Genomic DNA, 26,446 nt, shown 5'->3' on the forward strand with positions numbered 1-26,446 from the left:
CAACAGTTAACCATGGCCGCCGCCCGGCAATTATTTTCCGCCTTGGTGGGGCGTAAGACCGCCGGAATCGGCAGCAGAGCGGCAAGGGCGCGCCTATAATTTGGCGCGGGTGCAGAATTGGTTCTCGAAATCCCTTAATGTCCACGCCGAGCGGTCGTTTACCTTGCTGACGGCTCGGCTCTTCCGATGGGGGGCGACAAAGAGCGTCAGGCAAATGGAGATACGACCATGACTGTTATCGGAACCAATGTCGCCGCGCTGAAAGCCAGCAACGCAAACAACCGCGCCAGCACGGCGCTGACCAACAGCATTGAACGCCTGTCGACCGGCAAGCGCATCAACTCGGCAAAGGACGACGCCGCCGGCCTCGCCATTGCATCCTCGTTCACGTCGCAGATCCGCGGCACCAACCAGGCAATCCGCAACGCAAACGACGGTATCGCACTGTCGCAGACCGCTGACGGCGCGCTCGGCGAAGTGACCAACATTCTGCAGCGTCTGCGTGAAGTTGCCGTTCAGTCGGCTTCGGGCACCTACTCGGCAGGCGATCGCACCAACCTGCAGGCCGAAGTGACGCAGCTTACCGCCCAGCTGACCGACCTTCAGGCAGACACCAACTTCAACGGCGTCGCCCTGATTGGGACGGCCGCTGCAACCGTCGCCATCCAGACCGGCTCGGCAAATGGTGACACGGTGACGCTGAACGTTGGTGGCCTCACGCTGACCGGCGCGATTGCGGCTGACGTTTCGACCGTTGCTGGCGCAAACACCGCGCTGACCGCGATCGACGCCGCATTGACCGCAACCAATACGACGCGGGCAACGCTGGGTGCAGGCCAAAGCCGCCTGAACTCGGTGATCAACAACCTGACCAACAGCGTTGCTAACCTGACGGACGCACGCAGCCGCATCGAAGACGTCGATTTCTCGACCGAAACGACCGAACTGGCCCGTGCACAGATCCTCAGCCAGGCATCGACTGCGCTGATCAGCCAGGCGAACCAGTCGCAGCAGGGCGTGCTCCAGCTGCTCCGCTAAGCAAAGGATCGGCTCCGGCACCGCCCCCCTTCAAGGGTGTCGGAGCCGCCCGGCCCTCCTTGCTTCCAAAGGAGTGCAGATGACCCCGGTGGCGAAAGTCACCGGGGTTTTTCTTCATTTCAGCGCCAATGGTCAGGCCGCAAAGGCGGCCGGTTCAAGCGCATACAGGATCGCGGCCGGCGCCATCGCCGCTGCCTTCAGGCCCATCGCCTCGGGCACGATCTGCGCCACATAGAAATCGGCGACAGCGCGTTTCATCTTCAGAAACGCTGGATCGCCTTCAGCGGTTCGCGCAATGCGCCCCTGCCGCTCCATCAGCCAGCCGCACACAGCCGTGGAAAGCATCGTCAAAAACGGATAGCTCGCCGCCAGCCGATCATCGACATCAACGCCCAGCAAACGCCGCGCGACTTCCTCGCACGCGTCGATCAACCCGCGCAGCCCGGCATCCTCGGCCTCGGCGCGCATGTCAGCGATCAGCGCATTCAGCACACCGCCATTGTCCATACTGAGCTTGCGCCCGACCAGATCGGCCGCCTGAATCCCGTTCGTGCCTTCATAAATCGGCGTGATGCGGGCATCGCGAAACCCCTGCGCCACGCCCGTCTCTTCGATATAGCCCATCCCGCCATGCACCTGGATGGCGAGCGAGCTGACTTCACAGCCAATATCGGTGCCATGCGCCTTGGCCAGCGGGGTGAGCAGATCAAGCCGCGCCTGCGCGCCCGCCTCCCCCAGCGTCGCGCGATCAACCTGGCTCGCGGCCAGATAAACCAGGGCGCGAGCCGCCTGAGTTTGTGCCTTCATCCGCATCAACATGCGGCGAACATCAGGATGCTCGATGATCGCCACCGGATCACGCCCCGCCACGGCGCGCGCCGATTGCACGCGATCACGGGCATAGGCGACCGCCGTCTGGGTCGCACGTTCAGACACCTGCACACCCTGCAACCCCACATTCAACCGCGCATTGTTCATCATCGTGAACATCCCGCGCATCCCGCCCAGTTCCGCGCCAATCAGCTCGCCCACGCAATCGCCATTGTCGCCAAAGCTGAGCACGCAGGTCGGCGAGGCATGCAGGCCCAGCTTGTGCTCGATCGACACAACGCGGACATCGTTGAAGTCACCCGGCTTGCCATCGGCATCGAGTCGATATTTGGGCACCAGAAACAGCGACAGCCCCTTGGTCCCCGGCGGCGCATCAGGGGTGCGCGCCAGAACGAGATGGACGATGTTTTCGGCCATATCGTGATCCCCGAACGAAATATAGATTTTGGTGCCGCTAATCGACCATTTGCCACCGCCCAGCGGCTCCGCCTTGGCACGGACCGCGCCGACATCGGAACCCGCCTGCGGCTCGGTCAGATTCATCGTGCCCGTCCAGGCACCCGTCGCGAGATGGGGAAGATACAGCGCCTGCTGTTCAGGGCTGCCATGATGCGACAGCGCCTCAATCGCGCCAACGGTGAGCGTCGGCGCGAGCGCAAAGCCCAGATTGGCACCGCCCAATGTATCCAGCACCGCCGTCTGAATAACGAACGGCATGCCCTGCCCACCAAAGGCTTCGGCGACGCCAATCGTGCCCCAGCCGCCCTCAACATAGGCCTGATAGGCATCAGCAAACCCGGCGGGCATCTTCACCCCATCGGGCGTCCATTTTGGGCCATTGGTGTCCCCGACCCGGCTCAACGGCGCCCATTCCCCCTCGGCCAGCGCCCCGACGCCCTCCAGCACGGCATCGACCACATCGCTCGATGCGGAAGCGAAGCGGTCGCTGGCGGCAAGCTCGTCGAACTTGACGATATGATCGAGCACGAAACGTTGTTCGGTAACGGCGGGGGTAAACACAGGGCAACCTCTCTTGTTCTCAAGTCTCCGGCGCTATAGCGCCACTGGGTGGACGCGCCAAATACCCCCATTGAGACCCGTACCTTACCTTACGGCAGTGCTACGATTGCCGAGGCGGCAAGGCTGATTTTGGCGGGCGAGCCCGTCGCCGTGCCAACCGAGACGGTCTATGGGCTCGCCGCTGATGCGACCGACTCGGCCGCCGTTGCGCGCATTTATGCCGCCAAGGGACGGCCAAGTTTCAACCCGCTGATTGTCCATGTGTCTGATCTTGCTGCGGCTGAGGGTCTGGCGATTCTGAGCGATGACGCCCGCGCACTGGCTGCTGCCTTCTGGCCCGGCCCGCTAACCTTGGTGCTGCCGCTACGCCCCGATAGCCCGATTGCCGGGCTTGTCACCGCCGGGCTCACCACCGTCGCGATCCGCGTACCGGCCCACCGCGCGATGCAGGCGTTGCTCACCGCGACCGGCAAGCCGCTCGCCGCGCCATCCGCCAATGCCAGCGGCGCGATCAGCCCGACCCGCGCCGCGCATGTGCTGGCCAGCCTGGGCGGACGGATTGCGTTGATCATCAATGACGGCGCGACTCCGGCGGGGCTGGAATCGACGATTATTTTGCCCAGCCGCTTCGTCAGCGATCCGCCGCGCCTGCTGCGGCCCGGACCGATCGAGGCCGCTGCGATTGAGGCGCTGCTTGGCCAGCCGCTCGCCAGCGCGGGTGACACCATCATCGCCCCCGGCCAGCTGGCCAGCCATTACGCGCCCGCCAAGCCGCTCAGGCTCAATGCGGTCTCCGCTGCCAAGGACGAATGGCTGATCGGCTTCGATGCGGTCGGCGGCGATGACAGCCTGTCCCCCGCCGGCGACCTGATCGAAGCCGCCACGCAATTGTTCGCCGCGCTGCACCGCGCCGATGCGTCGGCCAAATCGCGCATCGCGATTGCGCCCGTGCCGAATGAAGGACTGGGCGTGGCGATCAACGACCGGTTGACGCGGGCAGCAACGCGCTAAAGATCAGGCAACCGCCTGCGCGGTCTTGGATCGTGCGGCAAAGCTCTTGCGCAGCTTGTTGAGCTTGGGCGGGATCACGGCCAGGCAATAGGGGTTACGCTGGCCGTCGCCGCCCCAATATTCCTGGTGATAATCTTCAGCGATATACCAGGTGCTGAGCGGCTCGATCGTGGTGACGATCGGTGCGGGCCAATCAGCCGACGCGCGCTTGATCGCGGCAATCGCTTCGTCGCGCTGGTCGTCAGAATGCGGGAAGATGGCGGAGCGATATTGCGTGCCGACATCATTGCCCTGGCGATTGAGCGTCGTTGGATCATGCGTTGCAAAAAACATGTCGAGCAAGTCGCCATAGGTGAGCTGATCGGCATCAAAGGTGATCCGGATCGCTTCGGCATGGCCGGTATCGCCACCGCACACCTGGCGATAGGTCGGGTCGGGCACCGAACCGCCGATATAACCGCTTTCAACCTTTTCCACGCCGATCACATCGTTGAACACCGCTTCGGTGCACCAGAAACATCCACCGGCAAAGGTTGCGACTTCGGTCGTCATTATGCGCTCCTCAATAACATCCCGCCTAGATAGGCACGGGCTCGCCTCAGACAATCGCTGTTGCTAGGGCAAAGGTTACAAATCGGGAGCGGTGGCGATGCAAAAGGGTTCGGTTCTGGTCACCGGTGGGGCTGGCTATATCGGCAGCCATGCGGTGCTCGCGCTGCTTGATGCCGGCTGGCCGGTCGTCGTGGTCGACAATCTCGTCACGGGTTTCGCCTGGGCGGTTGATCCGCGCGCGACGCTGATCCAGGCCAATATCGAGGATGATGCCGCCGTCCGCGCGGCGATGCGCGCGCACGATGTTTGTGCGGTGATGCATTTCGCTGGATCGGTAGTTGTGCCTGAATCGGTCAGCGATCCGCTCAAATATTATCGCAACAACACCGTCGCCAGCCGCGCGCTGATCGAAAGCGCGGTTGCGTGCGGTGTCTCGCATTTCATCTTCTCGTCGACGGCGGCGACCTATGGCATTCCTGATCAGGTGCCGGTCAGCGAAGACAGCCCGACCCGGCCGATCAACCCCTATGGTATGTCCAAGCTGATGACCGAGGCGATGCTGAAGGACGTCGCCGCCGCCCATCCGATGAACTTCTGTGCGCTGCGGTACTTCAACGTGGCGGGTGCCGATCCGCTCGGGCGGTCGGGCCAATCGACGGCGGGGGCGACGCATCTCATCAAGGTCGCGGTCGAGGCAGCGACCGGCAAGCGTGACCATGTCGGCATTTTCGGGACGGACTTCGCGACGCCCGACGGCACCGGCGTGCGTGATTACATCCATGTCAGCGATCTTGCCGCTGCCCATGTCCATGCGCTCGATCTCTTAATCGCCCGGCCAGGCGACAGCCACATCATGAACGCGGGCTATGGCCGGGGCTATTCAGTCAACGATGTGCTCGACGCGGTTGATCGGGTGACCAACCGGACGATCGATCGCCGCTATCAGGGCAGGCGCGCGGGCGATCCCGATGCGCTGGTGGCGGATAACAGCGCGATCCTGGCCACCCTGCCCTGGCGGCCGCAGCTCGACGATCTCGACACGATCGTCGGCCACGCGCTGGCGTGGGAGCGCAAGCTGGCGGAGCAGGCCGAACCACAGCGCCAATCCTAAATCACCACAGCCGTTCGCCCTGAGCGAAGTCGAAGGGCATGCGCAGTCCCTGGGCTTCGACTTCGCTCAGCCCGAACGGGGGTTTGACAGATGCAGCCTCTGCGTGACCCTAAAACCCAAACCGCGCGGTTACCCGGATGTCGCGCCCGGCGAGCGGCGCGAAATCCTTGAGGAAGCTCGCATGGCGGCGGGCATCGACATCGAACAGGTTGTTCGCGCTGACCAGCAACGTCGTGCCGCTGTCACGCCCGAACGGGCTGAATGCGATCGAAGCATTGACCATTGTGTAGTCGACGGTCCGCGTTTCGAAGCCTGCCAGGCGATTTTGCACAAAGACATGCTCAACCTCAACCCGGCCATTGATGCGATCGGATTGCGCCTCCAACCCGCCCAGGACGCGTGCGGGCGGGATGCGCGGGGCAGGGCCCAGATTGTCGAGATCAGCCCGCACATAATCGCCGAGCAGATCGGCATTGATCTTGAAATCGGCGATCTGGCCGAGCGTGAGCGACCCCTTGGCCTCGACACCGTAATAGCGCGCATCGCCCTGCAGGAACTGGAAGCATGGCAAATCGACGTCGCGCCCACTGGGGGATGCGGCAGCTTCGCATACTGCCTGATCAACCTGGTTTTCGGAGATGAAGTTACTGAAATCATTGTAATAGGCGGCAAGGTCGAAACTATATCCGTCACCATGCGCGTGAAGCGTGGCTTCGATGCCGACTGACCGTTCGAGCCGGAAAGTGGGATTGCCCAGTTCATAGGCCTGGGTGGCGGGGTGCCCGCCATTGGCGAACAATTCCTCGGCTGATGGCGCGCGTTCGGTGTAAGAGAAGTTCAGGCCGGCACGGACATTATCCGTAAGGCCATAGGACCCGCCAATTGACCCCGAGAACGCCCCAAAATCACGCCTGCCGTCGAAAAAACGCAGATCGCCGTCGGGGGTACGTGCCGAGAGATCAGTGAACTCATAACGCGCACCCGCTTCGGCCTTGAAGCGACCGAAATCGAGCTGCTGAAGCGTGAACAGGCCGGTCTGATTGGTCTCGCTGCGGGGCAGGAAGGCCTCTTCGCCGTCAACGTTGAACTGGCGGTTGAAAAATTGAACCCCCGACGCACCGGACCAGACCCCGCGCTTGGCCTGGATGATTTCAAGCCTTCCTTCGAGGCCGTTATTGAAGAAGCGCGTGGCAATCTCGCCATCGGGCTCCAGTTCGAAATGGCGATAGGTGGCGTGGCCAGCGCGGAATTTGATCCGCTCCAGAATCTCGCCGCCCGTCTCGACCTCGGCCCGCAGATCGACACGGTTCTGGACGATATCGATCCGGGGTGCTTCCTGCCCTTCGCCAAGCTGCGTCGCATAGCGGACAGGCACGCCGTAGAGGCTGTCATAATGGCCATAGGAGATGCCGATCATGCCGGTATCGCCGATATAAGAGGCACCAAAGCCAGCCGTCCATGTTTCGCTCGCTGTATTGGGCAACCGGTTGCGGATCGCGGCATTGGCGGCGAAATTGATCGGTTCGGGATCGGCCGGATCGGGTGGAACAAGGCTCGATGCCAGTGCCTCGGCGCGGCGAGCCGGGGTCAGCGCAAAGCCGCCGATCCGCAGATCGCTGGTGGCGGTGTAGGACCCATCGGCATGCAACACCAACCGGCCAAGCGCGACATCACCGGCGAGCTGGCCCGTCCGCTCATCGGCAGCACTGCCATAGGTGCCGATGCCGCTCAGGCGGAAGCCATTTTCCGGAATGGCGCGCGGGATGCGCGAATCGATGACGTTGACGACACCGCCAAGGGCCGACGACCCAAACAGCAGCGCGCTCGGCCCGCGCAAGACTTCGATTCGGTCAGCCAGCAACGGGTTTATCGCTACCGCATGATCGACCGAGGTGTTCGACACATCGATCGATCCAATCCCATCGGTCAGCACGCGAATGCGCTCCCCCTGCAGACCGCGCAGCACCGGGCGGGACGAATTGGGGCCGAACGATGTTGCTGACACGCCAGGCAACTGCGCCAGTGTTTCGCCGATCGTCGGGCGCAGACTGCGCGTCAACGCGTCCCCCTTCAGGACCGATGTCCCCTGCAACACTTCGTCCTCGCGCCGCTGAACCGGGGCAGTGATGATGATATCTTCGCGCGACGCTTCCTGCGCATCGATGGGCGCCGCGGCCAAGGGCGGTGCGACAGGCGCGGGTGCCGCTCCGGCGCGAGCGGCTGGGGCCGCCACGGCGTGAACGGGGACCAGCGCCATTAGCGCAACACCAGTCAGCATCGTTGTACGAATCATTTTCTACCCCGGAATTGGACTCAATGGCGCCGCGTATAATGTGATGGTATAAAGTATCAAATGCTTTCGCCGCATTCTCGCAACGCTTTGGCTATGCTAGCCGCGGACAAAAGCCCTGGAGTGCGATGATGCCTGTTCCGACCCCGCCAACCGCCCCCCTCCGGCTTCGCTCCCTGCTGTTTGTGCCGGGCGACCGGCCCGATCGGATGGCCAAGGCGGCGATGCTTGATGCCGATGCGCTGATCCTAGATCTTGAAGATGCAGTCGCGCTGTCGGCCAAGCCCGCCGCGCGCGCTGCGATCACAGGCTTTCTGGCCGAACCGCGCCGGCAGTTGTTGTTCGTGCGCGTCAATCCGCTCGATTCGGGGCTGATCGACGATGATCTCGCCGCAATCCTGCCCGCCGCCCCCGATGGCATCATGCTGCCCAAGGCAGAGGGCGGCGCGTCGCTTGCCACGCTGGCGGCGCGGCTGACCGGCGACACGCTGATCCTGCCGATCGCCACCGAAACCCCGGCGGCGATTTTCGGCATGGGCAGCTATGGGGGTGTCAGCGAGCGGCTCTGCGGGCTGACCTGGGGCGCTGAGGACCTCCCCGCCGCGATCGGCGCATCCACCTCGCGCGAGGCCGATGGCAGCTATACCGCGCCTTATCAGCTCGCCCGCTCGCTCACCCTGTTCGGTGCCCATGCTGCGGGCGTGCCCGCAATCGAGACGGTCTATCCCGATTTTCGCGATCTCGACGGGCTGGCCGCTTATGCAGCGCGCGGTCGCCGCGATGGCTTTACCGGCATGATGGCGATCCACCCTGCCCAGGTCGCGGTGATCAACGCTGCCTTTTCCCCCAGCGACACGGAAATCGCCCATGCCCGCGCGATTATCGATTTATTCGCCGCAAACCCCGGGGCAGGCGCGCTCAGCCTTGATGGCAAGATGATCGACGCGCCGCACCTTAAGGCTGCCCAGGCGCTGATTACGCGGGCCTGATTGCCAGCCTTCCCATCTCAAGCCTTCTTAGCCGCAACCACCCGCCCAGCGACCACCAGGCCAGCGCCCATAACGTCCCAAAACTCCACCCGGCCAGCACATCGCTTGGCCAATGCACGCCCAGATAGACGCGGCTGACCCCGATTATCGTCACCAGCAAAGCGGCGACCGCGATCATATACCAGCGCGCCGTCCGGCTTTCGACGATCTGCATCAGCAACAGCGTCACGGTTAGATAGATGATCGCGCTATTGGCGGCATGGCCGCTCGGGAAACTGGCCGACCAGACCTCTACCAGGTGATCGATCAGCACCGGGCGCGGGCGCGCGACGATCGTCTTGATCAGCCCAACCGCCCAGGACCCGCTGATCGTCCCCCCCAGCACCAGCCAGAAGGTCAGCCAATGCCGCCGCAACGCCAGGTAACCTGCGGTGACGATCACGATCATCGTCAACACCGTGCTGCCGCCCAGCGCGGTGACATCGACCATCACCTGCTTCAGCCAGACCGGCCCTTCGGGTACGCGCCTATTTTCCGGCTCGCGCATCGCCAGCATGATCGCACGATCAAACGCAAACTGATGCCCCCGCGCAATCGTCGCGCCGAACAGCGTGATCGTCAGCATCGCCAGCGCCAGCGCCCCGGCGGCGTAATAAAGCCAGGGCGGGTGCCGGACCTCGTCAATGGCGGTTTCTGCTGGCGGCATGGCATGATCCGGCTGGTGGGCCCGTCGGGATTCGAACCCGAGACCTACAGATTAAAAGTCCGTTGCTCTACCGACTGAGCTACGGGCCCCGACCGTCACCGGACTTGCGCGTGCCGTGCCGTTAGGAGGGCCGGGCCATCCGGTCAACCGCGCAGGCCCGATAATGTAACTGGCGGATCGTCAGGCCAGTCACCGGATCACGCCAATCGGGCGCGATCATGCGCAGCGGATCGAGCACGAAGCGGCGATCCCGGAACGCGACATGCGGCACCGTCAACCGACGATCCGCCCAAGCCCCCTTGCTCCACAAGAGGATGTCGAGATCGATCACCCGGCTGCCCCAGCGCTGCCCTGGACGACGCCCGAACGCGGCTTCAATCGCCTTTAAGCGGGCGAGCAGATCAAGTGGCCGCTCATCGCTCTCGATAATCGCCACCTGATTGGCAAAGCGGCGGATCGACGGCCCAATCGGTGCCGAGGTCATAACGCGCGACGCAGCGCGCGCCCCGCCAATCGCCCCCAGCGCCGCCGCCAGTTCAGCACCCGGACGCCCATGCCGGCCCGGCCGGTTCGATCCCAGCGCGATTACATAGCGTGGCACATCGCTTGGCATCTTCATGGCCACGGCCTATCGCGGCACGATGTTTGCGCCAAGCCCACTTCCCGATACCGAACCGCCGCATGATTGCCCGGATTGTCCCCGGCTGGCCGATTTTCGCCAGGCGCTCAGGATCGAATTCCCTGATTGGTGGAATGCGCCAGTCAACGCCTTTGGTGATGCCAATGCCTGGCTGGGCATTATCGGCCTGGCCCCCGGCAAGCACGGTGCCAATCGCACGGGCCGCCCCTTTACCGGCGATGCCGCTGGCGACTTGCTGTTCGCAACACTCGCCAAATTCGGGCTGAGCGCGGGTGACTATGCCGGCGCGCCCGATGACGGGCTCCGTCTGCGCGGCGCGATCATCATCAACGCCGTCAAATGCCTGCCCCCCGCCAACAAGCCGACCCCGGCTGAAATCCACGCCTGCCGCCCCTTTCTCGACCGCCAGGTCCGCGCCCTGCCCAAAGCGCGGGTATTCATCGCGCTGGGCCAGATCGCGCATCAATCAGCGGTCAAGATACTGGGCGGGCGGCTGCCCAAGGCGCGCTTCGGACATCTGGCGGAGCACCGCCTGCCAAGCGGCGCGGTGCTGATCGATAGCTATCATTGTTCGCGCTACAACCAGAATACCGGCCGCTTGACGCCCGAGATGTTCGACGCGGTATTTGCCCGCGCGCTGGCGGTGCGCGACGAAATTTAGGAGCGCGTCAGGCGGATATTGATGTCGCGTTTGAGGCAGTCCCCTGCGGCGCGACCCCCGGCAGATAATCGAGCCCGATCAACACAGGACTGCCCCGCTCATACCCCGCACGACGTTCATCCCGCGCCATCGCCCGTCGCCGCGCCAGGCAAGGAAGCGACTGGTATCTCTCGCTATTCCTGTTAGTATTCGCAAAATTCAGCAGGAGACCGGAATGCGCGCCTATCTTATCTTTGCGCTGGTGATGCCTGCCGCCATGGCCGCCGCCGCCCCCCAAGCGCCCCCCGCCACCCCAGGCAAGCTCGCCTGCGAAGACCACGCCATCATGGCCGCCGCCAAAGACAAAGCCGCCGGCATCCGCCCGCTCAACCAGCAACCCGGTGCCCGGCCGTTACTCGCCGTGGTGCGCGTGATTGACGGGTGCAACAAGCCGATGCCGGTGAATGAGCGGCTGGGTTTCAAGCGGCCCTAGCGCCGCGTGTCGGTTGCCCAATATCGATCCGATGGGGATGACCGAGCAATTGGCGGGCATGCCACAGGTGCAAGGCTTTTTGCGCGCATTGGCTGGGCGGGTCGCCCTCTCCTGGTCCGGGTACCGCTGGGATAAGCTGAGCGGTGAACCCAAAAAGTGCGCCGCTGCCCATGCGTAAGCTGGACGGCAAAAATTGACTGGGAAGGAGAAATTGCCGTGGGGAGCGCTACTGGCCAATATTGCGCCGGGAGCGGAATTTCGGTTTTGAAACGCAAGAGTTATGAAAGCGGTCGTCGCTTGCTTGGCATAGGCGGTGTCCGATATCGCAGACGGGTGTGGCAACTGTGAGCGGAGCGCTTTACCGACGAGAATGGGTATGATACCCGATCCAAGTTCGGGCATTATACCCGAACTGGAGGAATTGACTGTTGCGCCTCATCGGATCGCGAGACGTTCTGGAACTGACCGGGCTTTCGGCTGATCAGCTACGTGAATGGACCGTGCGGCGCGGGCTTATTCACCCTGACGTCCCGGCATCGCGCCAAGGTCAGCAGTCTCAGTTCGGCTGGCAGACGGTGCTTTTGCTCCGGCTTGCCGTCGTTCTGCGCAGTCAATTCCATGTCGAACTCCAGGTCCATCGCGACCTGCTGCATCGCGCACGCGAGCTGTTGAATGGCCGGTCCTTTCCCGGCCTGTGGAATCACCGGCTCGCCATCTTCGGGCTGGGGAGCTGTGCGCTGCTCGGTGGCAGCGATCCGTTGCCGGCCGACCAGGATGCCATCCTGCTCCGTCTCAACGCCCATCTTGAGGCTATGTCGCAGGGCTTCGGCGTCTCGGAGCCAATCGCGCAGCTGCCGCTGTTTCCGGCGGTGGGATTGCGCCGAACTGAAGCGCCGGCTGAGGCCGAAGGTGGAACCATTCTGCGCACTGCCGAAGGTGACGCGGCGTGACCGCGCTTGCCAGGATTGAAGCGGGACTGCGCGCAATCGGCTACCGGCCGGAATCGCTGATCCACGACTATAGCTTCGCCGATGTGCTATCGGAGGCTGGCGAAGAGCAATGCGTCGCGCTTGCCGCGTTCACGCAAGTTCCCGAATCCTACCGCTCGGCCGCCTTCGGCGTAATCACCAGCGCGCACGATGCGGAGGCCGTGCAGCGCCGTCGGGCGCTCGGCGCGCCGATCCTGTTCTCGATCGGCCATGACGATGTCGGCGTCTGGCGCGTAGGCGCCGAAGGCAAGCCGCGCCTCACCGAACGGGTCCCGCTAGATCAGCTCGAGGCCTTGTTCGTACGCAACGCCGACAATTGGAGCCCGCACGCGGTCCACCGCGCCAAGTCGCTCGGCCAGACTCACACCGCCTATCAGCTCGACTTCGTCGATCTCGGACTGATGCCGATGATCGAGCACGAGATCGAAGCGAAGCTCGACCGGCTGCTCGGCGAGGTCATCGCCAAGCTACTAACCGGTATCGACGATCCGCGACGCGAAGAAGCGGTTTTCCGCACGACGTTCAGGCTTCTCGCGGCCAAGATCCTGATTGATCGCCAGCATCCCGACGCCGCGTCCTGGTCAACCGCGTCAGTGGCGGAGATTCTGGCCGGGATCGAGACCTATTATCACCTTGATCAGATGGCGCGCCCTGCGGTCGAGGCCCTGCCGACCGCGACCGTCGAGGTGGCATGGACGACGCTTCGCGACGCCATCAACTTCCGCAACATTTCGTCGGACAGTCTCGCCTTTGTCTACGAGAACACGCTGGTAACCGTAGACACGCGTAAGCGCTTCGGAACTCACGCCACGCCACGCCGGATCGCCGAATATGTGGTCAGCCAGCTAGACCTAAGCCAGTTCGATCTCGAGGACATCACGATCTACGAGCCGTTCGCCGGCGCGGGCATTTTCCTTGTCGCGGCCCTACGCCACCTGAGCGACAGGTTGCCCGACACGCTTTCCGGCGAAGAGCGACACGCCTTCCTAGTCGAGCGGATCAGCGGCGCGGAGCTCGACAGCTTCGCTTGCGAAGTCGCGACGTTGTCGCTGATCCTGGCCGACTATCCCAACGCCAACGGGTGGAAGATCCCGTCGAAAGACCTGTTCGAGAAGAGCGTGCTCGCCGCGGACGCGGGCGGCAAGCGCATCATCCTGTGTAACCCGCCCTGGGAAGATTTCGACGGCGACGAGCGCCAGCGTTACCCGGAAATGGCGGCGAAGTCCCTCTCGAAGCCCATGGCGGTCCTGCGCACCTTGATCGAGGCCAGGCCCGATGCCCTAGGCTTCGTACTGCCGCAGGGTTTCCTCCATCAGAAACAATATGTTGAGCTACGGCAGCTGCTGGCCGACAATTACGGTCGCATCGAGCTGACCTCGCTTCCGGATCGCATCTTCCAGCGCGCGGGTCTTGAGTCGGCCGTCATCATCGCGACTGACTGGCGCGATGATGATGCTAAAGGCCTTCCGAACCAGTTGCGCTCCGCCGAGGTCAGCGACCGGAGTCGGCCGGATTTCCTGATGACCGGAAAAATCAGCACCGAGCGTCGCCGTGCCAAGCGGGTCTGCTCGGGCGAGCTTTGGATCGGCGCGCTTGATGAGGTCTGGGAGTTTCTAGCGGACTACCCTGTACTCGGTAGCCAAGCCCAGGTCCATCGCGGCCTTCAATGGATCAGTCAGTCCGCAGGCTGGAGCGCAGTACCCCGCGAGGGATATGCAAGGGGGGTTTTCAAGCCCGCGGCTTCGCTGCTGCAATACCGCGTCACCGCGACCGGCTATGTCGATATACGCGAGGAGTCAGCCTACAGGCGCGGCCCACTAACCCGCCCCTGGGACAGGCCCAAGGTGCTGGTCAATGTCGCGCGGCGATCGCGCGGCCCCTGGCGACTGGACGGCGGGCTCGATCTGAGCGGGCTGGTGCCGTCGCAAGCCTTTTTCGGCATCTGGGCGACCACGGCCGAGCTTCCGATGGAAGTGATCGAAGCGCTGATCAACAGCCCGCTGGCGAGCGCCTTCGTGCTCGAGCGGGCCTCGAACCAGCATCTGACCAACCTTATCATGAAGCAGCTGCCGCTGCCGAAGCGCGGCGCGCTCGCCGAAGTAGTCGCCGCGGTGCGGCGCTACCAAGAAGAGCTCGCCGCCGCAGCGACCTATGCACTGCGGACTCCCGAGATCGATAGCCGCCTTGAGACCTTGCTCATCGATATCGATGCGCAACTGCTCAAGGCCTATGACCTACCGCCGCGCCTCGAGCGCCGACTGCTTGAAGCGTTCCGCGGACATGAAGCTGAGCGGCGCGTCTCAAATCCCTTCAAGGGTTGGTTTCCCGAGGATTTCACGGCCTATGTGCCGCTGCACGAATATATCGGGCCATTGCTGCGCGAGAATATCGGTGCCTGGGCGCTCGAGACCTTCACGCCTGCTCCAGAGCACGAAGTCGAGCGGCTCAGGCTCTACGTCCAGTAGCGGATGGACACCTATCTGCTCGATACGAACCTGGTGTCCGTGCTCTATGATGCGCGGCGGCCCAACTATGATGCGGTCCGCCTGGCCATCGCTGCGCTCCCGGCCGAGGCCGCGCAGCTGGTATCAGTCGTGACAGTCGGCGAGTTGCGGTTCGGGTTGGCACTCGCGCGCGCCGCAGGGCAGACGCTCACTCACATCGAGGCTTGCCTCGCCCAATCCGAGATGCATCCTCTTGCCGAAGTCACGCGCCATACCGCCGACGCCTTCGCGACGGTCAAGTCGAGCATCGCGCTGGCGCGAATTGACATTCGGCGTCGGATTCCGCGCTGGGTCGAGAGCTGGGCCGATCGTGTCAGTGGCCAGCTGTTGCAGATCGACGAGAACGATCTCTGGATCGCAGCGCAAGCCTTTGAGCGGAATTACATAGTGGTCACCTGCGACAAGGACTTCACCCAAATCATCGCGTCCGCAGTACCTGGGATTCGTGTCCTGCTTGTGTGAGGCCGATTGACCTACGCACATGAACGACGCGCGTTCGCAAGCTGTCGCTTCTCCCCAACCGCCGAAGTTCAATCGCAGCTTGCTTGAACGAAAGGCCGCTTTCGGGTTTGGAAAAGGCGAAATCGGACGACCGAAATTGGAGCGCTTAGCTGCCGCTCAATCAGAGGTCTGCAATTGGCGCGAAAGCAGAATCGCACATTCATGCGTCTACCGCCCACTCCGCCGCCCCATTCTTCCGCCCCGCCCCATTCCCGCCCAACAACAGTCCTCACCCCTCCCTAGCCATGACAAACGTCACCCCCATCGCCTGACATCCGGCAATACCCAGCATCACGCCAATGCCGCACACCCCGGATCGAAGGAGATGGCCAGGTGGTGCAGGATTTATCAGCAGTGGCGACGCTTAGCGCTGTATCGAAAAGGCTGGGGCGGGTGCGCGTTCTTGACGGGCTCGACCTTGCGATCCGCGCAGGCGAAGTCACCGCGCTGCTCGGGGCGAACGGTGCGGGCAAGACGACCAGCATCAGCCTGTTGACCGGGCGCTTGCGGCCCGATGCGGGCAAGGCGCGGTTGTTCGGGCTCAACCCCACACGGCCCGCCGCACGCGCGCGGATGGGGGTGATGCTGCAGGCGGCGGGCTTGCCCGATGTGATGACGGTGGCTGAGATGGTCCGGCTCCAATCGGGCTATTATCGCGATCCGCGTGCCGTGGCTGAGACGCTGGCGATTGCTGATATTGCTGATCTGGCGGCGCGGCGCTGTGGCGCGCTGTCGGGCGGGCAGGCGCGGCGGGTGCATTATGCGATGGCGATTTGCGGGCGGCCTGACCTGCTGGTGCTTGATGAGCCAACCGCGGGGATGGATCGCGCCGCCGCGCGCGGGTTGTGGGCAACGGTGCGCGATGCGGCGGCTGATGGCGCGGCGGTGCTGCTGACCAGCCATGATCTGGCCGAGGCTGATGCGCTGGCGGATCGGGTGATGGTGATGGAGGCCGGGCGGATCGTCGCTGATGGCACGCCGGCCGCGCTCCGCGCCCGCGCTGGCGGATCGGTGGTGCGCTGCCGGACATCGCTGCCGCCTATTCGGGTCAGGATGTTGCCGGGGGTGCGCGATGTCGCGGCTGACGGGGCTGAGCTGCGGGTGGTGACGACTGACGCCGTCGCCACGGTGCGCGCGCTATGTGATGCCGATGCCGGACTCGCCGATCTGCGCGTTGCCGATGCGGCGCTGGAAGATGCCATCGCTGCTTTGCTGACATCAGACGAAAGGATCGCCGCATGACCGCCGCGCTTATCCCCGCTGGCGTTTGGCGGCGCGAATGTGTCGCTGAACTCAAACGATCCTGGCGGTTGCCGCAGTTCATCTTGCCGTCGGTCGTCACGCCTGCCGCCTTTTACGGGCTGTTCACGCTGGCCATCGCCAAATCGCCAACACCGGAGGCGGTGGCGGCGAGCCTTGCCGGATACGGCGTCTTCGCGGCGATTGGCCCGGCCTTGTTCGGCTTTGGCGCGGGCGTGGCGATGGAGCGCGAACAGGGCCTGATCGAACTCAAGCGCGTCTCGCCCATGCCCGCCGGGGCCTATGTCGCCGCCAAGCTGACCGCCGCGATTGCAGCGACGGCGGCCGCCATTGCGATGATCTATGCGCTGGGCATCATTGGCGGCGCGCAACTCTCTGCGGCGCAGTGGGTGGCGCTGGTCGTCGTTCACCTGGCATCGACGGTGCCCTTCGCGCTGATCGGCTTTGGCATTGGCATGCGGATGGGCGGCAAGGGCGCGGTGGCGATGGCCAATGCCTTGTTCCTGGGGTCGGCCGTGTTGGGTGGCTTGTGGATCCCGTCGGCGATTCTGCCGGGGTGGATGCAGACGATCGGCGCGTTCATGCCCTCCTTCCATCTCGGGCAGATTGCCCGGGCGATCGTTGGGGCGGACACGATCGGGACAGTCGTCGACCACGCGCTCATTTTGGCGGCGATGACGGTGGCGGCGGCGGGCTGGGCATGGACCGGCTGGCGGCGCAGTCCCGCTTGACGGCGCCCCCTTCATCGCGCGACGACAGCGCCATGCAAACCAAAGTAGAGCGCTGGTGGGACGGACCGTGGCCGTGGCTGGTGTACCTCCCTTTCTACGCGATGCCCTGGCTGTTCCGCGCGCCGACGTCGTTCCAGCTGATCGCGGCGATCATCGGCGTCGCGGTGTTCCTGCCGACCTATTTCATCAGCCACCGGTTGAACGGGGTGCGGCTGCTGGGGCCCGTGACGGCGATGTTCGCGATCGGCGCGCTGCTCGCCCCGCTCGGCGGCAGCTGGACGGTGTTTTCGGTCTATGCGGGGTCTGAAGCGGGTCGCTTGCGCCCTGCCCGCCACGCGATCGCCGTGATCGCACTCCTCGCGCTGGCGACGGCGGCGGTGGGGTTCGCGTGGCGCCAGCCGATGCTGTGGGTGCTGCCCGGCATTTTGCTGGTGGTGATGACCGGCGGCGCGACGATATCGCGCGAGGCCTTTTACGCGCGCACCCAGGCGCTGCTGGCAACGCAGGAGGAGGTCCGCCGCCTTGCCGGCACCGCCGAGCGCGAGCGGATCACGCGTGATTTGCACGACGTCGTCGGGCGCACGTTGACGCTGGTCGCGCTGAAGGCCGATCTCGCCCGGCGACTCGTGCCCGGCGATCCCGCCGCTGCGGCAATCGAATGCCAGACGATCGCGACGCTTGCCCGCGAAGGCTTGGGCGAGGTGCGGGCCGCGCTGGCCGGGCAAATCGGCGGCAGCCTGGCGCACGAAGCCGCCGCCTCCTCCGCCGCACTTGAGGCTGCGGCTGTTTCAGCCCAGATCACCGGTGATTTTGCCGCCATCCCGTCTGATGCTGGCGCGGTGCTGGCGATGACGCTGCGCGAGGCCGTCACCAACGTCATCCGGCACGCCCAGGCGCAATCCTGCCGGATTGATCTGTCGATGACGGGCCAGGAGGCCAGGCTCGCCGTGTCAGACGATGGGCATGGCCGAAGCTTCACCGAAGGCCGCGGCCTGATGGGCATGCGCCAGCGGTTGCAGGCGGCGGGCGGATCACTGACGATCCAACCCGGCACCAGCGGGATGCGCCTGATCGCGACCGTCCCGGCATGATCCGCATCGTCCTGGCTGAAGATCAGGCGATGGTGCTGGGCGCGCTTGCGGCGCTGCTCGACATGGAGCCTGACCTGTCGATCATTGGGCGCGCAGCGGAGGGCGCCGCCGCGCTCGATCTGGTGCGGACGCTCACCCCCGACATTCTGCTGACCGATATCGAGATGCCGCAGCTTAGTGGCCTCGACGTTGCGCTGGCAATCGCCGAGCAGCGGCTGACGACGCGCACCGTGATCGTCACCACTTTTGCGCGGCCCGGCTATCTCGCGCGCGCCCGCGCCGCTGGCGTGCGTGGCTATCTGCTCAAAGACACGCCGGCCGAACAACTCGCCGCCGCCATCCGGGTCGTCGCAGCGGGCGGCACCTTCATCCCGGCTGAACTGGCGGAGACTGCCTGGCAAGCGGGCGCCGACCCGCTCACCCCGCGCGAGCGCGATGCGCTGCGGCTGGCGGAAGAGGGTCTCCCCAACAAGGAAATCGCTCGCCGGCTCGATTTGTCGCCCGGCACGGTGCGCAACTATCTGTCGGACGCGGCCGGCAAGCTGGGTGCCGCCAACCGGATCGAGGCGGGCCGGATCGCGCGCGCCAATGGCTGGCTCTGACGCGCCGCCTAATACCACATCTCGGAGACCGCGACTCTTCACCCCTCCCCTTCAGGGGAGGGGCCGGGGGTGGGGGCTATCCGCAGGCGCGGCGTTAGTTGGAGAGCCCCCACCCCAACCCCTCCCCTGAAGGGGAGGGGCTCGATAGGTTCCCGTCAGCGAGACTTGGCATAAGGTCTTACTTGATCAGTGTTGAGTGTCACGCGCCACAGGTGACAGATGTCACTTCGCCACCGCGATCCCGGCCCGTAGCGTTGCGGCAATCCAAGGCCAAACACGCAACCGGGAGTTCGCCACGATGGGACTGAAACGCACCGCCATCCTGCTGTCATGCATCATTGCCGCCCCCGCTTTTGGCCAATCGACACCAGCCCCGCCTGCGCAAACGCTGATCAAGAATGTGACGGTTTTTGACGGGGTCCAGAAGCAGATCGATCGATCAGTGCTGATCGAAGGCAGCAAAATTATCGACGTCAATTATCGCGGTAAAATATTGCCATCGATGCGCATCGTCGATGGCCGCGGCAAGACGCTGCTGCCTGGCCTGATCGACAGCCATGTCCATGCCTATGCCGGCCAGGACGATGCGCTGTTGTTTGGCGTCACCACCCAGCTCGACATGTTCAGCCCCCCTGAATCAACCCGCGCGGTTCGCACCCGGATGGCGCGTGGCGACAATAGGGCCATGTCGGATATCTTCACCGCGGGTTTCCTTGCCACCGTGCCCAAGGGCCATGGCACCGAATATGGCCTGCCCGTTCCCACGCTGACCAAGCCTGAAGAAGCGGACGCATGGGTCGCGGCCCGGCTTGCCGAGGGATCCGACTATATCAAGATCGTCAACGAACCGGGCACGATCATCGGCCGGGCGGTGCCGACGCTTGATGCGCCGACGATCCGCGCCCTGGTTGCGGCAGCGCATCAGCGCAGCAAGCTGGCGGTGGTGCATGCGCAAACGCTGGCGACGGCGACCGAGTCGATCAATGCGGGCGCAGATGGACTGGTGCATCTCTTTGCCGATCAGGATGGCGGGGCGGCCTTTGCCAAGCTCGCCAAAAACAAGGGTGCCTTCATCGTCCCAACCTATGCTGTGCTGGAAGTGTTCAGCGGCAGATCGGGCACTGCAACATTGCTCGATCACCCCGCCCTTTCGGGGTTATTGCCCAAGCCAGCGATCGATACGGTGCGCCAAAGCTTCGGTGCCGATCGGTCGACCAAGCTCGATGGGATCGAGGCTGCCAATCTTGCCGCCCTCGTCAAGGCAGGTGTGCCGATCCTTGCCGGCACCGATGCCGGCAATCCGGGCACCTGGTATGGGCTGAGCCTGCACCGCGAAATGGACTTGCTGGTCAAGGGCGGTCTGTCCCCGGTGCAGGCGCTGTCAGCGGCGACGGCGGCGCCAGCCAAGGCATTTCGGCTGACTGATCGCGGGCGAATCGCCACCGGGTTTAAGGCGGACATGATGCTGGTCGAGGGTGATCCGACCCGCGCGATCGCCGATGTCCATAACATTGTCGAGATTTGGAAAGATGGCGCGCCCGTCAGCCCGCTCCGCGCAGCGCGCCGCGCGGCGCTGGCCAAACAAGCCGTCGCGGTCGCCCTGCCCCCGGTCGCGCTACCGGCTGATCGCCGCATCGCGCAATTCAGCACCGTGCAGGGCAAGGCGGTCGCCAAATCGCCCTTCGGCGCAGGCTGGGACGTGTCCACCGATTCAATCGTCGGCGGCAATTCAACGCTGGCGCTCAGCATCGGGGACCAGGCACCGAATGGCCAAACCGCGTTGGTGCTGACGGGCGAGATCAAGCCCGGCTATCTTGCGCCCTGGGCGGGCATCGCCTTTTACCCGGCTGATCAGCAATTCCGACCTGCCAATCTGGGCAGCGCAAAGGCATTGCGGTTCTGGGCGCGCGGCGAAGGCAAGGCCTTTGCCGTGATGGGATTTTCGCCCAGTGGCGGACAGCGGCCAAGTATCAGCCCGATCACCGTCGGCAAGGAATGGGCTGAAATCACGCTTCGCTTTGCGCAACTGGCCAATTTTGATTCCAGCAACACCCAAATGCTGCTGATCGGCGCAATCCAGCAAGACGGCCCTTTCCGCCTTGAAATCGCCGATGTGCGCTTGGTCGACCAGTGAGGATCGGGTCCTGCGCGCTGTTTTCGGACCGCTGATGCCAGAACTTCGGTGGCAATTTCACCTGCTACCCGTTCTTGAGCCACCCAAGTTATCGAGCGTAAGGGCCGATTCCGATTCAAACCTGCAACCGGGTCACAGCGCAGTGCTGTAAGAGTCCAAGGCCACGCTTCAATCCCGGATAACCCCGCACCAGCGCCGCTGCCATCGCCAGCTCTAACCGCACGATTCGTCCATGCCCCGCTTCGATCGCTTCGCCCAATGGCGCTGCATCGGCTGATTGGATGGCAATCGCCCGACCAAAATTGAACGCCATTGCGGCATCAGCGGGCAGGCCTTCCCCCCCGCCCAGCATCAGGTTAACAATTGCCCGGTCGAGTCCGTCGTCGAGCGCGGCCGTTGCGCAGACCATCGTGCATCCCCCGCAGTCCTCCGCCATTATCGCGCCGATCCTGGTAGCATGAAACAGGGCGATCGGGGCGGCGTGGCGATGCGCGGTTGCCGACACAAAACCGAGATAGCGATCAAGGGCATGGCCCGGTGCGGCGGCGATCTCATCGATATACGCGCCATCGCCCAACCGCTTGATCGCGGGCACGACGATCGCGCGCGGCAGGCCCTGTGGCACGATTCGTTGGCGCCCGAACAGCACCCCAAGCGCGGTCATGACAAGCACCGGGGGGCCAAGCACGCCCGGCGCATCGGCCAGGAAAACGCCAGTACCGCAAATCCCGACGCTGACTTCATAGATGTGAATGCCGCCATGCAGGGCAAGCCACAGCCCGCCCGTCACCACCCCCAGCCAGCGTCCGCGCAAATCGCCAACCGCCCAGCCGAGCATCATCGCTGTCGCCAGATAGGCTGCTCCGATATCACGGACAAAATGCGGGTTAAAAGGCCCGGTCAGCGGGACATTTGGCACTGACTGATACCAGTCAAGCGGCCATATCAGCATGAACAGCCCATTGGCCAGTGCGGCAAGAGCGGCGATGAGGACCAACACCTGCGCCACCCGGTCAAGTGCGTCAGGACGGCCCATCGTCAGTCCCCCGCGATCAGCTTATTCCGCTGCCTCGACGAGCTTGGCCTGGTCCGATGCTTCGATTTCCTCAGCCTTGGCCTCAACGAGCTTGACGATATGCTCGATCATGTCCTCGCTCTGCACCGTGTGATCGGTGACGCCCGACAGATAGACCATGTGCTTGCCATTGCCGCCACCGGTCAGCCCGATATCGGTTTCGCGCGCTTCGCCGGGGCCGTTGACGACGCAACCGAGCACGCTGAGCGACATCGGCGTGCGAATATGCTGCAATCGTTCCTCGAGCGCTTGCACGGTGCGGATCACATCGAAACCCTGGCGTGCGCAGCTCGGGCAGCTGACGACGCGGACACCGCGATTACGGATGCCGAGCGCTTTCAGGATTTCGAAGCCAACGCGGACCTCATCCTCGGGCTCCGCCGAAAGCGAGACGCGGATCGTGTCGCCAATGCCGTACCAGAGCAACGTACCCAGCCCGATCGACGACTTTACAGTGCCGCCGACGAAACCGCCCGCTTCGGTGATCCCCAGATGCAGCGGACAATCGACCGCCTCGGCGAGCTGCTGATAGGCCGCGACCGCGAGGAAGAAGTCCGACGCTTTCACCGCAACCTTGAACTCGTGGAAGTCATGGTCCTGCAGCAGCTTGATATGATCGAGCGCTGATTCAACCAGCGCATCCGGGCAGGGCTCGCCATATTTTTCGAGCAAGTCCTTCTCAAGGCTCCCGCCGTTCACACCGATGCGGATCGCGCAGCCATTGGCCTTGGCCGCGTTAACGACCTCCTTCACGCGCGCGGCCGAACCGATATTGCCGGGGTTGATCCGCAGGCAGGCGGCACCAGCATCGGCTGCTTCCAAGGCCCGCTTATAGTGGAAATGAATATCCGCCACGATCGGCACACGGCTGGCGCGGACGATCTGCTTGAGCGCGGCTGTGCTTTCAACATCGGGGCAGGACACCCGGATGATATCGACGCCCGCATCCTCGCAGCGGCGAATCTGGTCGATCGTCGCCTTGGCATCTTCGGTTGGCGTGTTCGTCATCGTCTGCACCGTCACGGGTGCATCGCCGCCAACAGGGACGTTGCCGACCATGATCTGACGGCTTTTGCGGCGGGTGATATCGCGCCAGGGGCGAAGCGACATGGCAAGGTTCCTCAACGGTTCAAGCGCGATATAGCGTTGCCTTCGCCGCCCGTCGATACGATAGCGCGGAGCAAGGACGATCCGGCGCCAATAATCTGGCACAGTCGGCAGGAGAGCATGTTGGGCCGACATTTTGGCATGGATTGGTTGCGGGTCGGCGCATTCGGGCTGTTAATCTTCTATCATATCGGCCTGGTGTTCGTGCATTGGGGCTATCACGCCAAGACAGCGCACCCGATCGAGTGGATCGCGGTGCCATTGCAGGCGGTGAATGCCTGGCGGTTGCCGCTGTTGTTCCTGGTGTCGGGCTATGCCAGCCGGGCGATCTTTGCCGGCGACAAGCGCCCTGGCCGCTTCATCTGGAGCAGGACCAAGCGGTTGATTCCCCCGCTGCTGTTCGGGGTGATCGTGATCGTCCCCGTGCAGCCCTGGATCGAACTGACCACCCAGCATGGTTATGGCCGCGATTTTCTGCGCTTTTGGGTCGACGATTATTTTCGCTTCGGCAAGATAAGCGGCATTGTACTGCCGACCTGGGCGCATCTCTGGTTCGTCGGTTATCTTTGGATCTATACCGGGGCGCTCGCATTTTTGCTGGCGGTCCTCCCGGCCCGTGCAAGGTCGGCTATCGAGCGCGGCCTAGGCTGGCTGCTGTCGGGGCCGATGATCCTGGTCTTGCCGATGGCACTGCTGATCGGCAACTGGGCCTGGATATTTCCCGGTGCACTCGAAACCCATGGGTTTTTCGACGACTGGGCGGTCAACCGTGTCTATTTCGGCATGTTCCTGTTCGGCTTTCTGTTGCGCGAAAGCGAGCCCATCTGGCGCGCCATCCGACGTTGGTGGCGTTGGGCGGGCGTGCTGGCGCTCTGCGGCTATGCCGTCGTGGCGAGCATCGAGATCACCTATCTTGGACCGCCTATCCCCAGCCGCACCACATGGTTTTGTTTCGGCATCGCTCGCGCCGTGCAGAGTTGGGGGGCGATCATTGCCTTGATCGGCATTGCGGACCGGTACTGGAACCATGACCATCCACAACGCAAGATGCTGACTGAAGCGGTTTTCCCCTTCTATCTCGTCCATCAGTCAATCATCGTGTTCGTGGCGGGCGCGCTGCTGCAGTTCGGCCTGCCGCCGCTTGCCGAGTTCGGGATTATTCTGGTGGCGACGATTACCGGGTGCTGGGTATTTTACCGCGCCGGACGGGAAATTGGCTGGATGCGTCCGCTGATCGGCCTGCGTATCCGCGCCTTCCGACCCCGCGTTACCATTTGAAGCAGGAGCACGCCGATGTCCGATAGCCAATGGACGCTGATGATCCATGGGGGTGCCGGGATGCTGACCCGCGCCACGTTGACGCCAGCGCAATCGGCTGGTGCGCGCGAAGCGCTGGGCCGCGCGCTTGATGCAGGGGGCAGCGTGCTGGCGGGGGGTGGCGGCGCGCTGGACGCGGTTGAGGCGGCAGTGAGAGTTCTGGAGGATGATCCGCATTTCAATGCAGGGCGCGGCGCGGTGCTGAGCTATGATGGGGCGGTGTCGCTTGATGCGGCGATTATGGACGGGCGCGATCGTCGCGCGGGATCGGTGGCAGGGGTCAGCGCCACCCGCAACCCGGTCAGTTTGGCGCGGCGCGTGATGACCGGCAGCCCGCACGTGATGCTGAGCGGAGCGGGAGCCGACCAGTTTTCGCTCGAACACGGTCTCGACCAGGCGGGGCGCGACTGGTTCGTAACACCGGAGCGGGAGTCGCAGCTGGCGGAGATGATTGCCGATCCGGACGGCTGGTTCGACGTGGCAATGAAATATGGCACGGTCGGCGCGGTCGCCCGCGATGCCGAGGGCCATGTCGCTGCCGCCACCTCGACCGGAGGCGTCACGGGCAAGCGCTGGGGCCGGATCGGCGATTCACCGTTGATTGGGGCGGGCACCTATGCCGATGATCGCGGCTGTGCAGTCTCCGCGACGGGCTCGGGCGAGTTCTTCATCCGGGCCGGGGCGGGCCATGAGATCGCTGCACGGATGCGGTTGCTGGGCGAGGATGTCGCGACAGCGGCGCGGACGGTGATGGCCGATGTGGCGGCACTTGGCGGCGCGGGCGGCGTGATCGTTGTCGCGCCGGATGCTAGCGCGATCTGGGACTTCACGACCCCCGGCATGTTCCGTGGCCGGGCGGATTCTAGCGGCGCGCGGACCGTCGCGATCTTCGGCGACGAGGGGTAGCTTACAATCGTCATCTTGTCCGGTTAGGGGCTGGCTCCATGAAGAACCTCTTGCTCATCCTCGCTGCCGCGATCGCACTCAGCCTCCACAGCCCTGCCCAGGCCTATGGCCAGTTCGGACATGAAACCATCGCCCGGATCGCGATGGCCAATGTCTCGCCCCAGGTCCGGGCCAAGGTGCTGGCGTTGCTGGCCCAGTCATCGGCGCTCGCAACACCGGGGTGCAAGGCGCGCACGATCGAGCAAATCAGCGTCTGGCCCGATTGCGTACGCGGGATGGGGCCGCGCTTTTCCTACACCGCGTCGTGGCATTACCAGAATGTCGATATCTGCCAGCCCTTTGACCTGAAAAACGCCTGCCGCGACGGCAATTGCGTGTCGGCCCAAATCGACCGCGCGGTGAAGCTGCTGAAGGACAAGACCGTGCCGACCGCCGAGCGGGTGCAGGCGCTGGCGTTCCTGGTCCATTTCACGGGCGACCTGCACATGCCGCTGCACGCAGGCGATCATCGCGATCTGGGCGGCAACCAAGTGAAGGCTGCCTATGGCATCTATGCCCCCGACCGGCTCAACCTGCACAGCATTTGGGACGGGGCGCTCGCTGAGCGCGCAATCACCGATGGCCCCCCGCTGGTCCGGCCCTATTCGGCTGCGGATACGACCGCGACCCAGGCGGGAACGACCGAGGACTGGAGCCGTGAAGCCTGGGCCGTCAGCCGCGATGTCGCCTATCCCAGCGCGGTCGGCGATCAGCCCTGTACCACCCCCACGCCAACCCGCGCCAAACTCGACACCGCGACCATCACGCGACTGGTCCCGATCGCCCGATTGCAAGTCGAGCGCGCTGGACTGCGGCTGGCGCGGTTGCTTGATGAAGCGCTGCGCTAAGCCTTAGCGCGTGATGACGTT

At 64.1% G+C, this 26,446-nt stretch carries 24 protein-coding genes and 1 tRNA gene; 17 read left to right on the forward strand and 8 right to left on the reverse strand.

The window, feature by feature from the left end:
* The first annotated feature begins 228 nt into the window (after positions 1-228).
* Positions 229-1,038, forward strand: coding sequence for a flagellin (locus B7Y43_RS04310; protein WP_374130389.1), 810 nt, complete (start codon positions 229-231; stop codon positions 1,036-1,038).
* Between the two features lie 132 nt (positions 1,039-1,170).
* On the opposite strand, the gene B7Y43_RS04315 is transcribed toward B7Y43_RS04310, so the two are convergent.
* Complete coding sequence (locus B7Y43_RS04315) at positions 1,171-2,889, reverse strand: acyl-CoA dehydrogenase (RefSeq protein ID WP_374130390.1); 1,719 nt, start codon at positions 2,887-2,889, stop codon at positions 1,171-1,173.
* A gap of 48 nt (positions 2,890-2,937) precedes the next feature.
* On the opposite strand from B7Y43_RS04315, the gene B7Y43_RS04320 reads away from it, so the two are divergent.
* Positions 2,938-3,900 (forward strand): L-threonylcarbamoyladenylate synthase, encoded by a 963-nt coding sequence (locus tag B7Y43_RS04320; protein ID WP_374130391.1) that lies wholly within the window; start codon positions 2,938-2,940, stop codon positions 3,898-3,900.
* A gap of 3 nt (positions 3,901-3,903) precedes the next feature.
* Here B7Y43_RS04320 and msrA read toward each other — a convergent pair whose 3' ends face one another.
* Positions 3,904-4,452 carry a peptide-methionine (S)-S-oxide reductase MsrA gene (gene msrA / locus B7Y43_RS04325; protein WP_374130392.1) on the reverse strand — a complete coding sequence of 183 codons (549 nt, stop codon included), beginning with the start codon at positions 4,450-4,452 and terminating at the stop codon, positions 3,904-3,906.
* Between the two features lie 97 nt (positions 4,453-4,549).
* Between msrA and galE the strand changes: the two genes are divergently transcribed.
* Entirely contained in the window at positions 4,550-5,563 is a 1,014-nt protein-coding gene (galE, locus tag B7Y43_RS04330) for a UDP-glucose 4-epimerase (protein WP_374130393.1), read from the forward strand.
* A gap of 109 nt (positions 5,564-5,672) precedes the next feature.
* Here galE and B7Y43_RS04335 read toward each other — a convergent pair whose 3' ends face one another.
* On the reverse strand, positions 5,673-7,856 hold the full coding sequence (locus tag B7Y43_RS04335; RefSeq protein WP_374130394.1) for a TonB-dependent receptor: 2,184 nt from the start codon (positions 7,854-7,856) through the stop codon (positions 5,673-5,675).
* Positions 7,857-7,981: 125 nt separating this feature from the next.
* On the opposite strand from B7Y43_RS04335, the gene B7Y43_RS04340 reads away from it, so the two are divergent.
* Positions 7,982-8,842, forward strand: a complete 861-nt coding sequence (locus B7Y43_RS04340) for a CoA ester lyase (protein ID WP_374130395.1) — start codon at positions 7,982-7,984, stop codon at positions 8,840-8,842.
* Here the strand turns inward: B7Y43_RS04340 and B7Y43_RS04345 are convergent.
* The 3 genes from B7Y43_RS04345 to folK all read right to left on the reverse strand — a co-directional run bounded on the left by B7Y43_RS04345 (position 8,829) and on the right by folK (position 10,167).
* Positions 8,829-9,548 carry a phosphatase PAP2 family protein gene (locus B7Y43_RS04345; RefSeq protein ID WP_374130396.1) on the reverse strand — a complete coding sequence of 240 codons (720 nt, stop codon included), beginning with the start codon at positions 9,546-9,548 and terminating at the stop codon, positions 8,829-8,831. The two genes, B7Y43_RS04340 and B7Y43_RS04345, sit on opposite strands and share 14 nt — an antisense overlap.
* Before the next feature lie 13 nt (positions 9,549-9,561).
* Positions 9,562-9,637 (reverse strand) — tRNA-Lys (locus B7Y43_RS04350).
* Between the two features lie 32 nt (positions 9,638-9,669).
* The gene (gene folK / locus B7Y43_RS04355; protein WP_374130397.1) at positions 9,670-10,167 is read right to left on the reverse strand and encodes a 2-amino-4-hydroxy-6-hydroxymethyldihydropteridine diphosphokinase; all 498 of its coding nucleotides are present in this window, start codon (positions 10,165-10,167) and stop codon (positions 9,670-9,672) included.
* A 22-nt stretch (positions 10,168-10,189) separates the two neighbouring features.
* On the opposite strand from folK, the gene B7Y43_RS04360 reads away from it, so the two are divergent.
* The 10 genes from B7Y43_RS04360 to B7Y43_RS04405 all read left to right on the forward strand — a co-directional run bounded on the left by B7Y43_RS04360 (position 10,190) and on the right by B7Y43_RS04405 (position 21,133).
* Positions 10,190-10,849: a uracil-DNA glycosylase gene (locus tag B7Y43_RS04360; protein WP_374130496.1), complete on the forward strand. Its 660-nt coding sequence runs from the start codon at positions 10,190-10,192 to the stop codon at positions 10,847-10,849.
* A gap of 214 nt (positions 10,850-11,063) precedes the next feature.
* The gene (locus B7Y43_RS04365) at positions 11,064-11,321 is read left to right on the forward strand and encodes a hypothetical protein (RefSeq protein ID WP_374130398.1); all 258 of its coding nucleotides are present in this window, start codon (positions 11,064-11,066) and stop codon (positions 11,319-11,321) included.
* A 428-nt stretch (positions 11,322-11,749) separates the two neighbouring features.
* Positions 11,750-12,271, forward strand: coding sequence for a hypothetical protein (locus B7Y43_RS04370; RefSeq protein ID WP_374130399.1), 522 nt, complete (start codon positions 11,750-11,752; stop codon positions 12,269-12,271).
* Positions 12,268-14,775: an N-6 DNA methylase gene (locus B7Y43_RS04375; protein WP_374130400.1), complete on the forward strand. Its 2,508-nt coding sequence runs from the start codon at positions 12,268-12,270 to the stop codon at positions 14,773-14,775. Before B7Y43_RS04370 ends, B7Y43_RS04375 begins: the two co-directional genes overlap by 4 nt.
* Positions 14,776-14,778: 3 nt before the next feature.
* The gene (locus tag B7Y43_RS04380) at positions 14,779-15,276 is read left to right on the forward strand and encodes a PIN domain-containing protein (RefSeq protein WP_374130401.1); all 498 of its coding nucleotides are present in this window, start codon (positions 14,779-14,781) and stop codon (positions 15,274-15,276) included.
* 375 nt (positions 15,277-15,651) lie between these two features.
* Entirely contained in the window at positions 15,652-16,557 is a 906-nt protein-coding gene (locus B7Y43_RS04385; protein ID WP_374130402.1) for an ABC transporter ATP-binding protein, read from the forward strand.
* Entirely contained in the window at positions 16,554-17,306 is a 753-nt protein-coding gene (locus B7Y43_RS04390) for an ABC transporter permease (RefSeq protein WP_374130403.1), read from the forward strand. Before B7Y43_RS04385 ends, B7Y43_RS04390 begins: the two co-directional genes overlap by 4 nt.
* Positions 17,307-17,338: 32 nt before the next feature.
* Positions 17,339-18,397, forward strand: a complete 1,059-nt coding sequence (locus B7Y43_RS04395; RefSeq protein ID WP_374130404.1) for a sensor histidine kinase — start codon at positions 17,339-17,341, stop codon at positions 18,395-18,397.
* On the forward strand, positions 18,394-18,999 hold the full coding sequence (locus B7Y43_RS04400) for a response regulator transcription factor (protein WP_374130405.1): 606 nt from the start codon (positions 18,394-18,396) through the stop codon (positions 18,997-18,999). Before B7Y43_RS04395 ends, B7Y43_RS04400 begins: the two co-directional genes overlap by 4 nt.
* A gap of 298 nt (positions 19,000-19,297) precedes the next feature.
* Complete coding sequence (locus B7Y43_RS04405) at positions 19,298-21,133, forward strand: amidohydrolase family protein (protein ID WP_374130406.1); 1,836 nt, start codon at positions 19,298-19,300, stop codon at positions 21,131-21,133.
* A gap of 115 nt (positions 21,134-21,248) precedes the next feature.
* Here the strand turns inward: B7Y43_RS04405 and B7Y43_RS04410 are convergent, their stop codons facing one another.
* Positions 21,249-22,169 (reverse strand): hypothetical protein, encoded by a 921-nt coding sequence (locus B7Y43_RS04410; protein WP_374130407.1) that lies wholly within the window; start codon positions 22,167-22,169, stop codon positions 21,249-21,251.
* A gap of 21 nt (positions 22,170-22,190) precedes the next feature.
* Positions 22,191-23,318 (reverse strand): flavodoxin/ferredoxin-dependent (E)-4-hydroxy-3-methylbut-2-enyl-diphosphate synthase, encoded by a 1,128-nt coding sequence (ispG, locus tag B7Y43_RS04415; RefSeq protein WP_374130408.1) that lies wholly within the window; start codon positions 23,316-23,318, stop codon positions 22,191-22,193.
* A 117-nt stretch (positions 23,319-23,435) separates the two neighbouring features.
* Here ispG and B7Y43_RS04420 point away from each other — a divergent pair, with 117 nt between their 5' ends.
* Genes B7Y43_RS04420 through B7Y43_RS04430 form a run of 3 tightly spaced genes read left to right on the forward strand, consistent with a single transcriptional unit; the run spans position 23,436 to position 26,425 of the window.
* A complete protein-coding gene (locus B7Y43_RS04420; RefSeq protein ID WP_374130409.1) occupies positions 23,436-24,593 on the forward strand; it encodes an acyltransferase family protein in 1,158 nt (385 codons plus the stop codon).
* Between the two features lie 15 nt (positions 24,594-24,608).
* Entirely contained in the window at positions 24,609-25,538 is a 930-nt protein-coding gene (locus B7Y43_RS04425) for an isoaspartyl peptidase/L-asparaginase family protein (protein ID WP_374130410.1), read from the forward strand.
* 38 nt (positions 25,539-25,576) lie between these two features.
* Positions 25,577-26,425, forward strand: coding sequence for a S1/P1 nuclease (locus tag B7Y43_RS04430; protein WP_374130411.1), 849 nt, complete (start codon positions 25,577-25,579; stop codon positions 26,423-26,425).
* The last annotated feature ends 21 nt before the right edge of the window (positions 26,426-26,446 follow it).

It is taken from the genome of Sphingomonas sp. 28-62-20, assembly GCF_002281505.1.

Bases quoted from the DNA above. Each gene is read 5' to 3' on its own strand.
- B7Y43_RS04310 (WP_374130389.1), top strand. From the start codon at position 229: ATGACTGTTATCGGAACCAATGTCGCCGCGCTGAAAGCCAGCAACGCA.
- msrA (WP_374130392.1), bottom strand. From the start codon at position 4,452: ATGACGACCGAAGTCGCAACCTTTGCCGGTGGATGTTTCTGGTGCACC.
- galE (WP_374130393.1), top strand. From the start codon at position 4,550: ATGCAAAAGGGTTCGGTTCTGGTCACCGGTGGGGCTGGCTATATCGGC.
- B7Y43_RS04335 (WP_374130394.1), bottom strand. From the start codon at position 7,856: ATGATTCGTACAACGATGCTGACTGGTGTTGCGCTAATGGCGCTGGTC.
- B7Y43_RS04340 (WP_374130395.1), top strand. From the start codon at position 7,982: ATGATGCCTGTTCCGACCCCGCCAACCGCCCCCCTCCGGCTTCGCTCC.
- B7Y43_RS04345 (WP_374130396.1), bottom strand. From the start codon at position 9,548: ATGCCGCCAGCAGAAACCGCCATTGACGAGGTCCGGCACCCGCCCTGG.
- folK (WP_374130397.1), bottom strand. From the start codon at position 10,167: ATGAAGATGCCAAGCGATGTGCCACGCTATGTAATCGCGCTGGGATCG.
- B7Y43_RS04360 (WP_374130496.1), top strand. From the start codon at position 10,190: ATGTTTGCGCCAAGCCCACTTCCCGATACCGAACCGCCGCATGATTGC.
- B7Y43_RS04365 (WP_374130398.1), top strand. From the start codon at position 11,064: ATGCGCGCCTATCTTATCTTTGCGCTGGTGATGCCTGCCGCCATGGCC.
- B7Y43_RS04380 (WP_374130401.1), top strand. From the start codon at position 14,779: ATGGACACCTATCTGCTCGATACGAACCTGGTGTCCGTGCTCTATGAT.
- B7Y43_RS04390 (WP_374130403.1), top strand. From the start codon at position 16,554: ATGACCGCCGCGCTTATCCCCGCTGGCGTTTGGCGGCGCGAATGTGTC.
- B7Y43_RS04395 (WP_374130404.1), top strand. From the start codon at position 17,339: ATGCAAACCAAAGTAGAGCGCTGGTGGGACGGACCGTGGCCGTGGCTG.
- B7Y43_RS04400 (WP_374130405.1), top strand. From the start codon at position 18,394: ATGATCCGCATCGTCCTGGCTGAAGATCAGGCGATGGTGCTGGGCGCG.
- B7Y43_RS04405 (WP_374130406.1), top strand. From the start codon at position 19,298: ATGGGACTGAAACGCACCGCCATCCTGCTGTCATGCATCATTGCCGCC.
- B7Y43_RS04410 (WP_374130407.1), bottom strand. From the start codon at position 22,169: ATGGGCCGTCCTGACGCACTTGACCGGGTGGCGCAGGTGTTGGTCCTC.
- ispG (WP_374130408.1), bottom strand. From the start codon at position 23,318: ATGTCGCTTCGCCCCTGGCGCGATATCACCCGCCGCAAAAGCCGTCAG.
- B7Y43_RS04420 (WP_374130409.1), top strand. From the start codon at position 23,436: ATGTTGGGCCGACATTTTGGCATGGATTGGTTGCGGGTCGGCGCATTC.
- B7Y43_RS04425 (WP_374130410.1), top strand. From the start codon at position 24,609: ATGTCCGATAGCCAATGGACGCTGATGATCCATGGGGGTGCCGGGATG.
- B7Y43_RS04430 (WP_374130411.1), top strand. From the start codon at position 25,577: ATGAAGAACCTCTTGCTCATCCTCGCTGCCGCGATCGCACTCAGCCTC.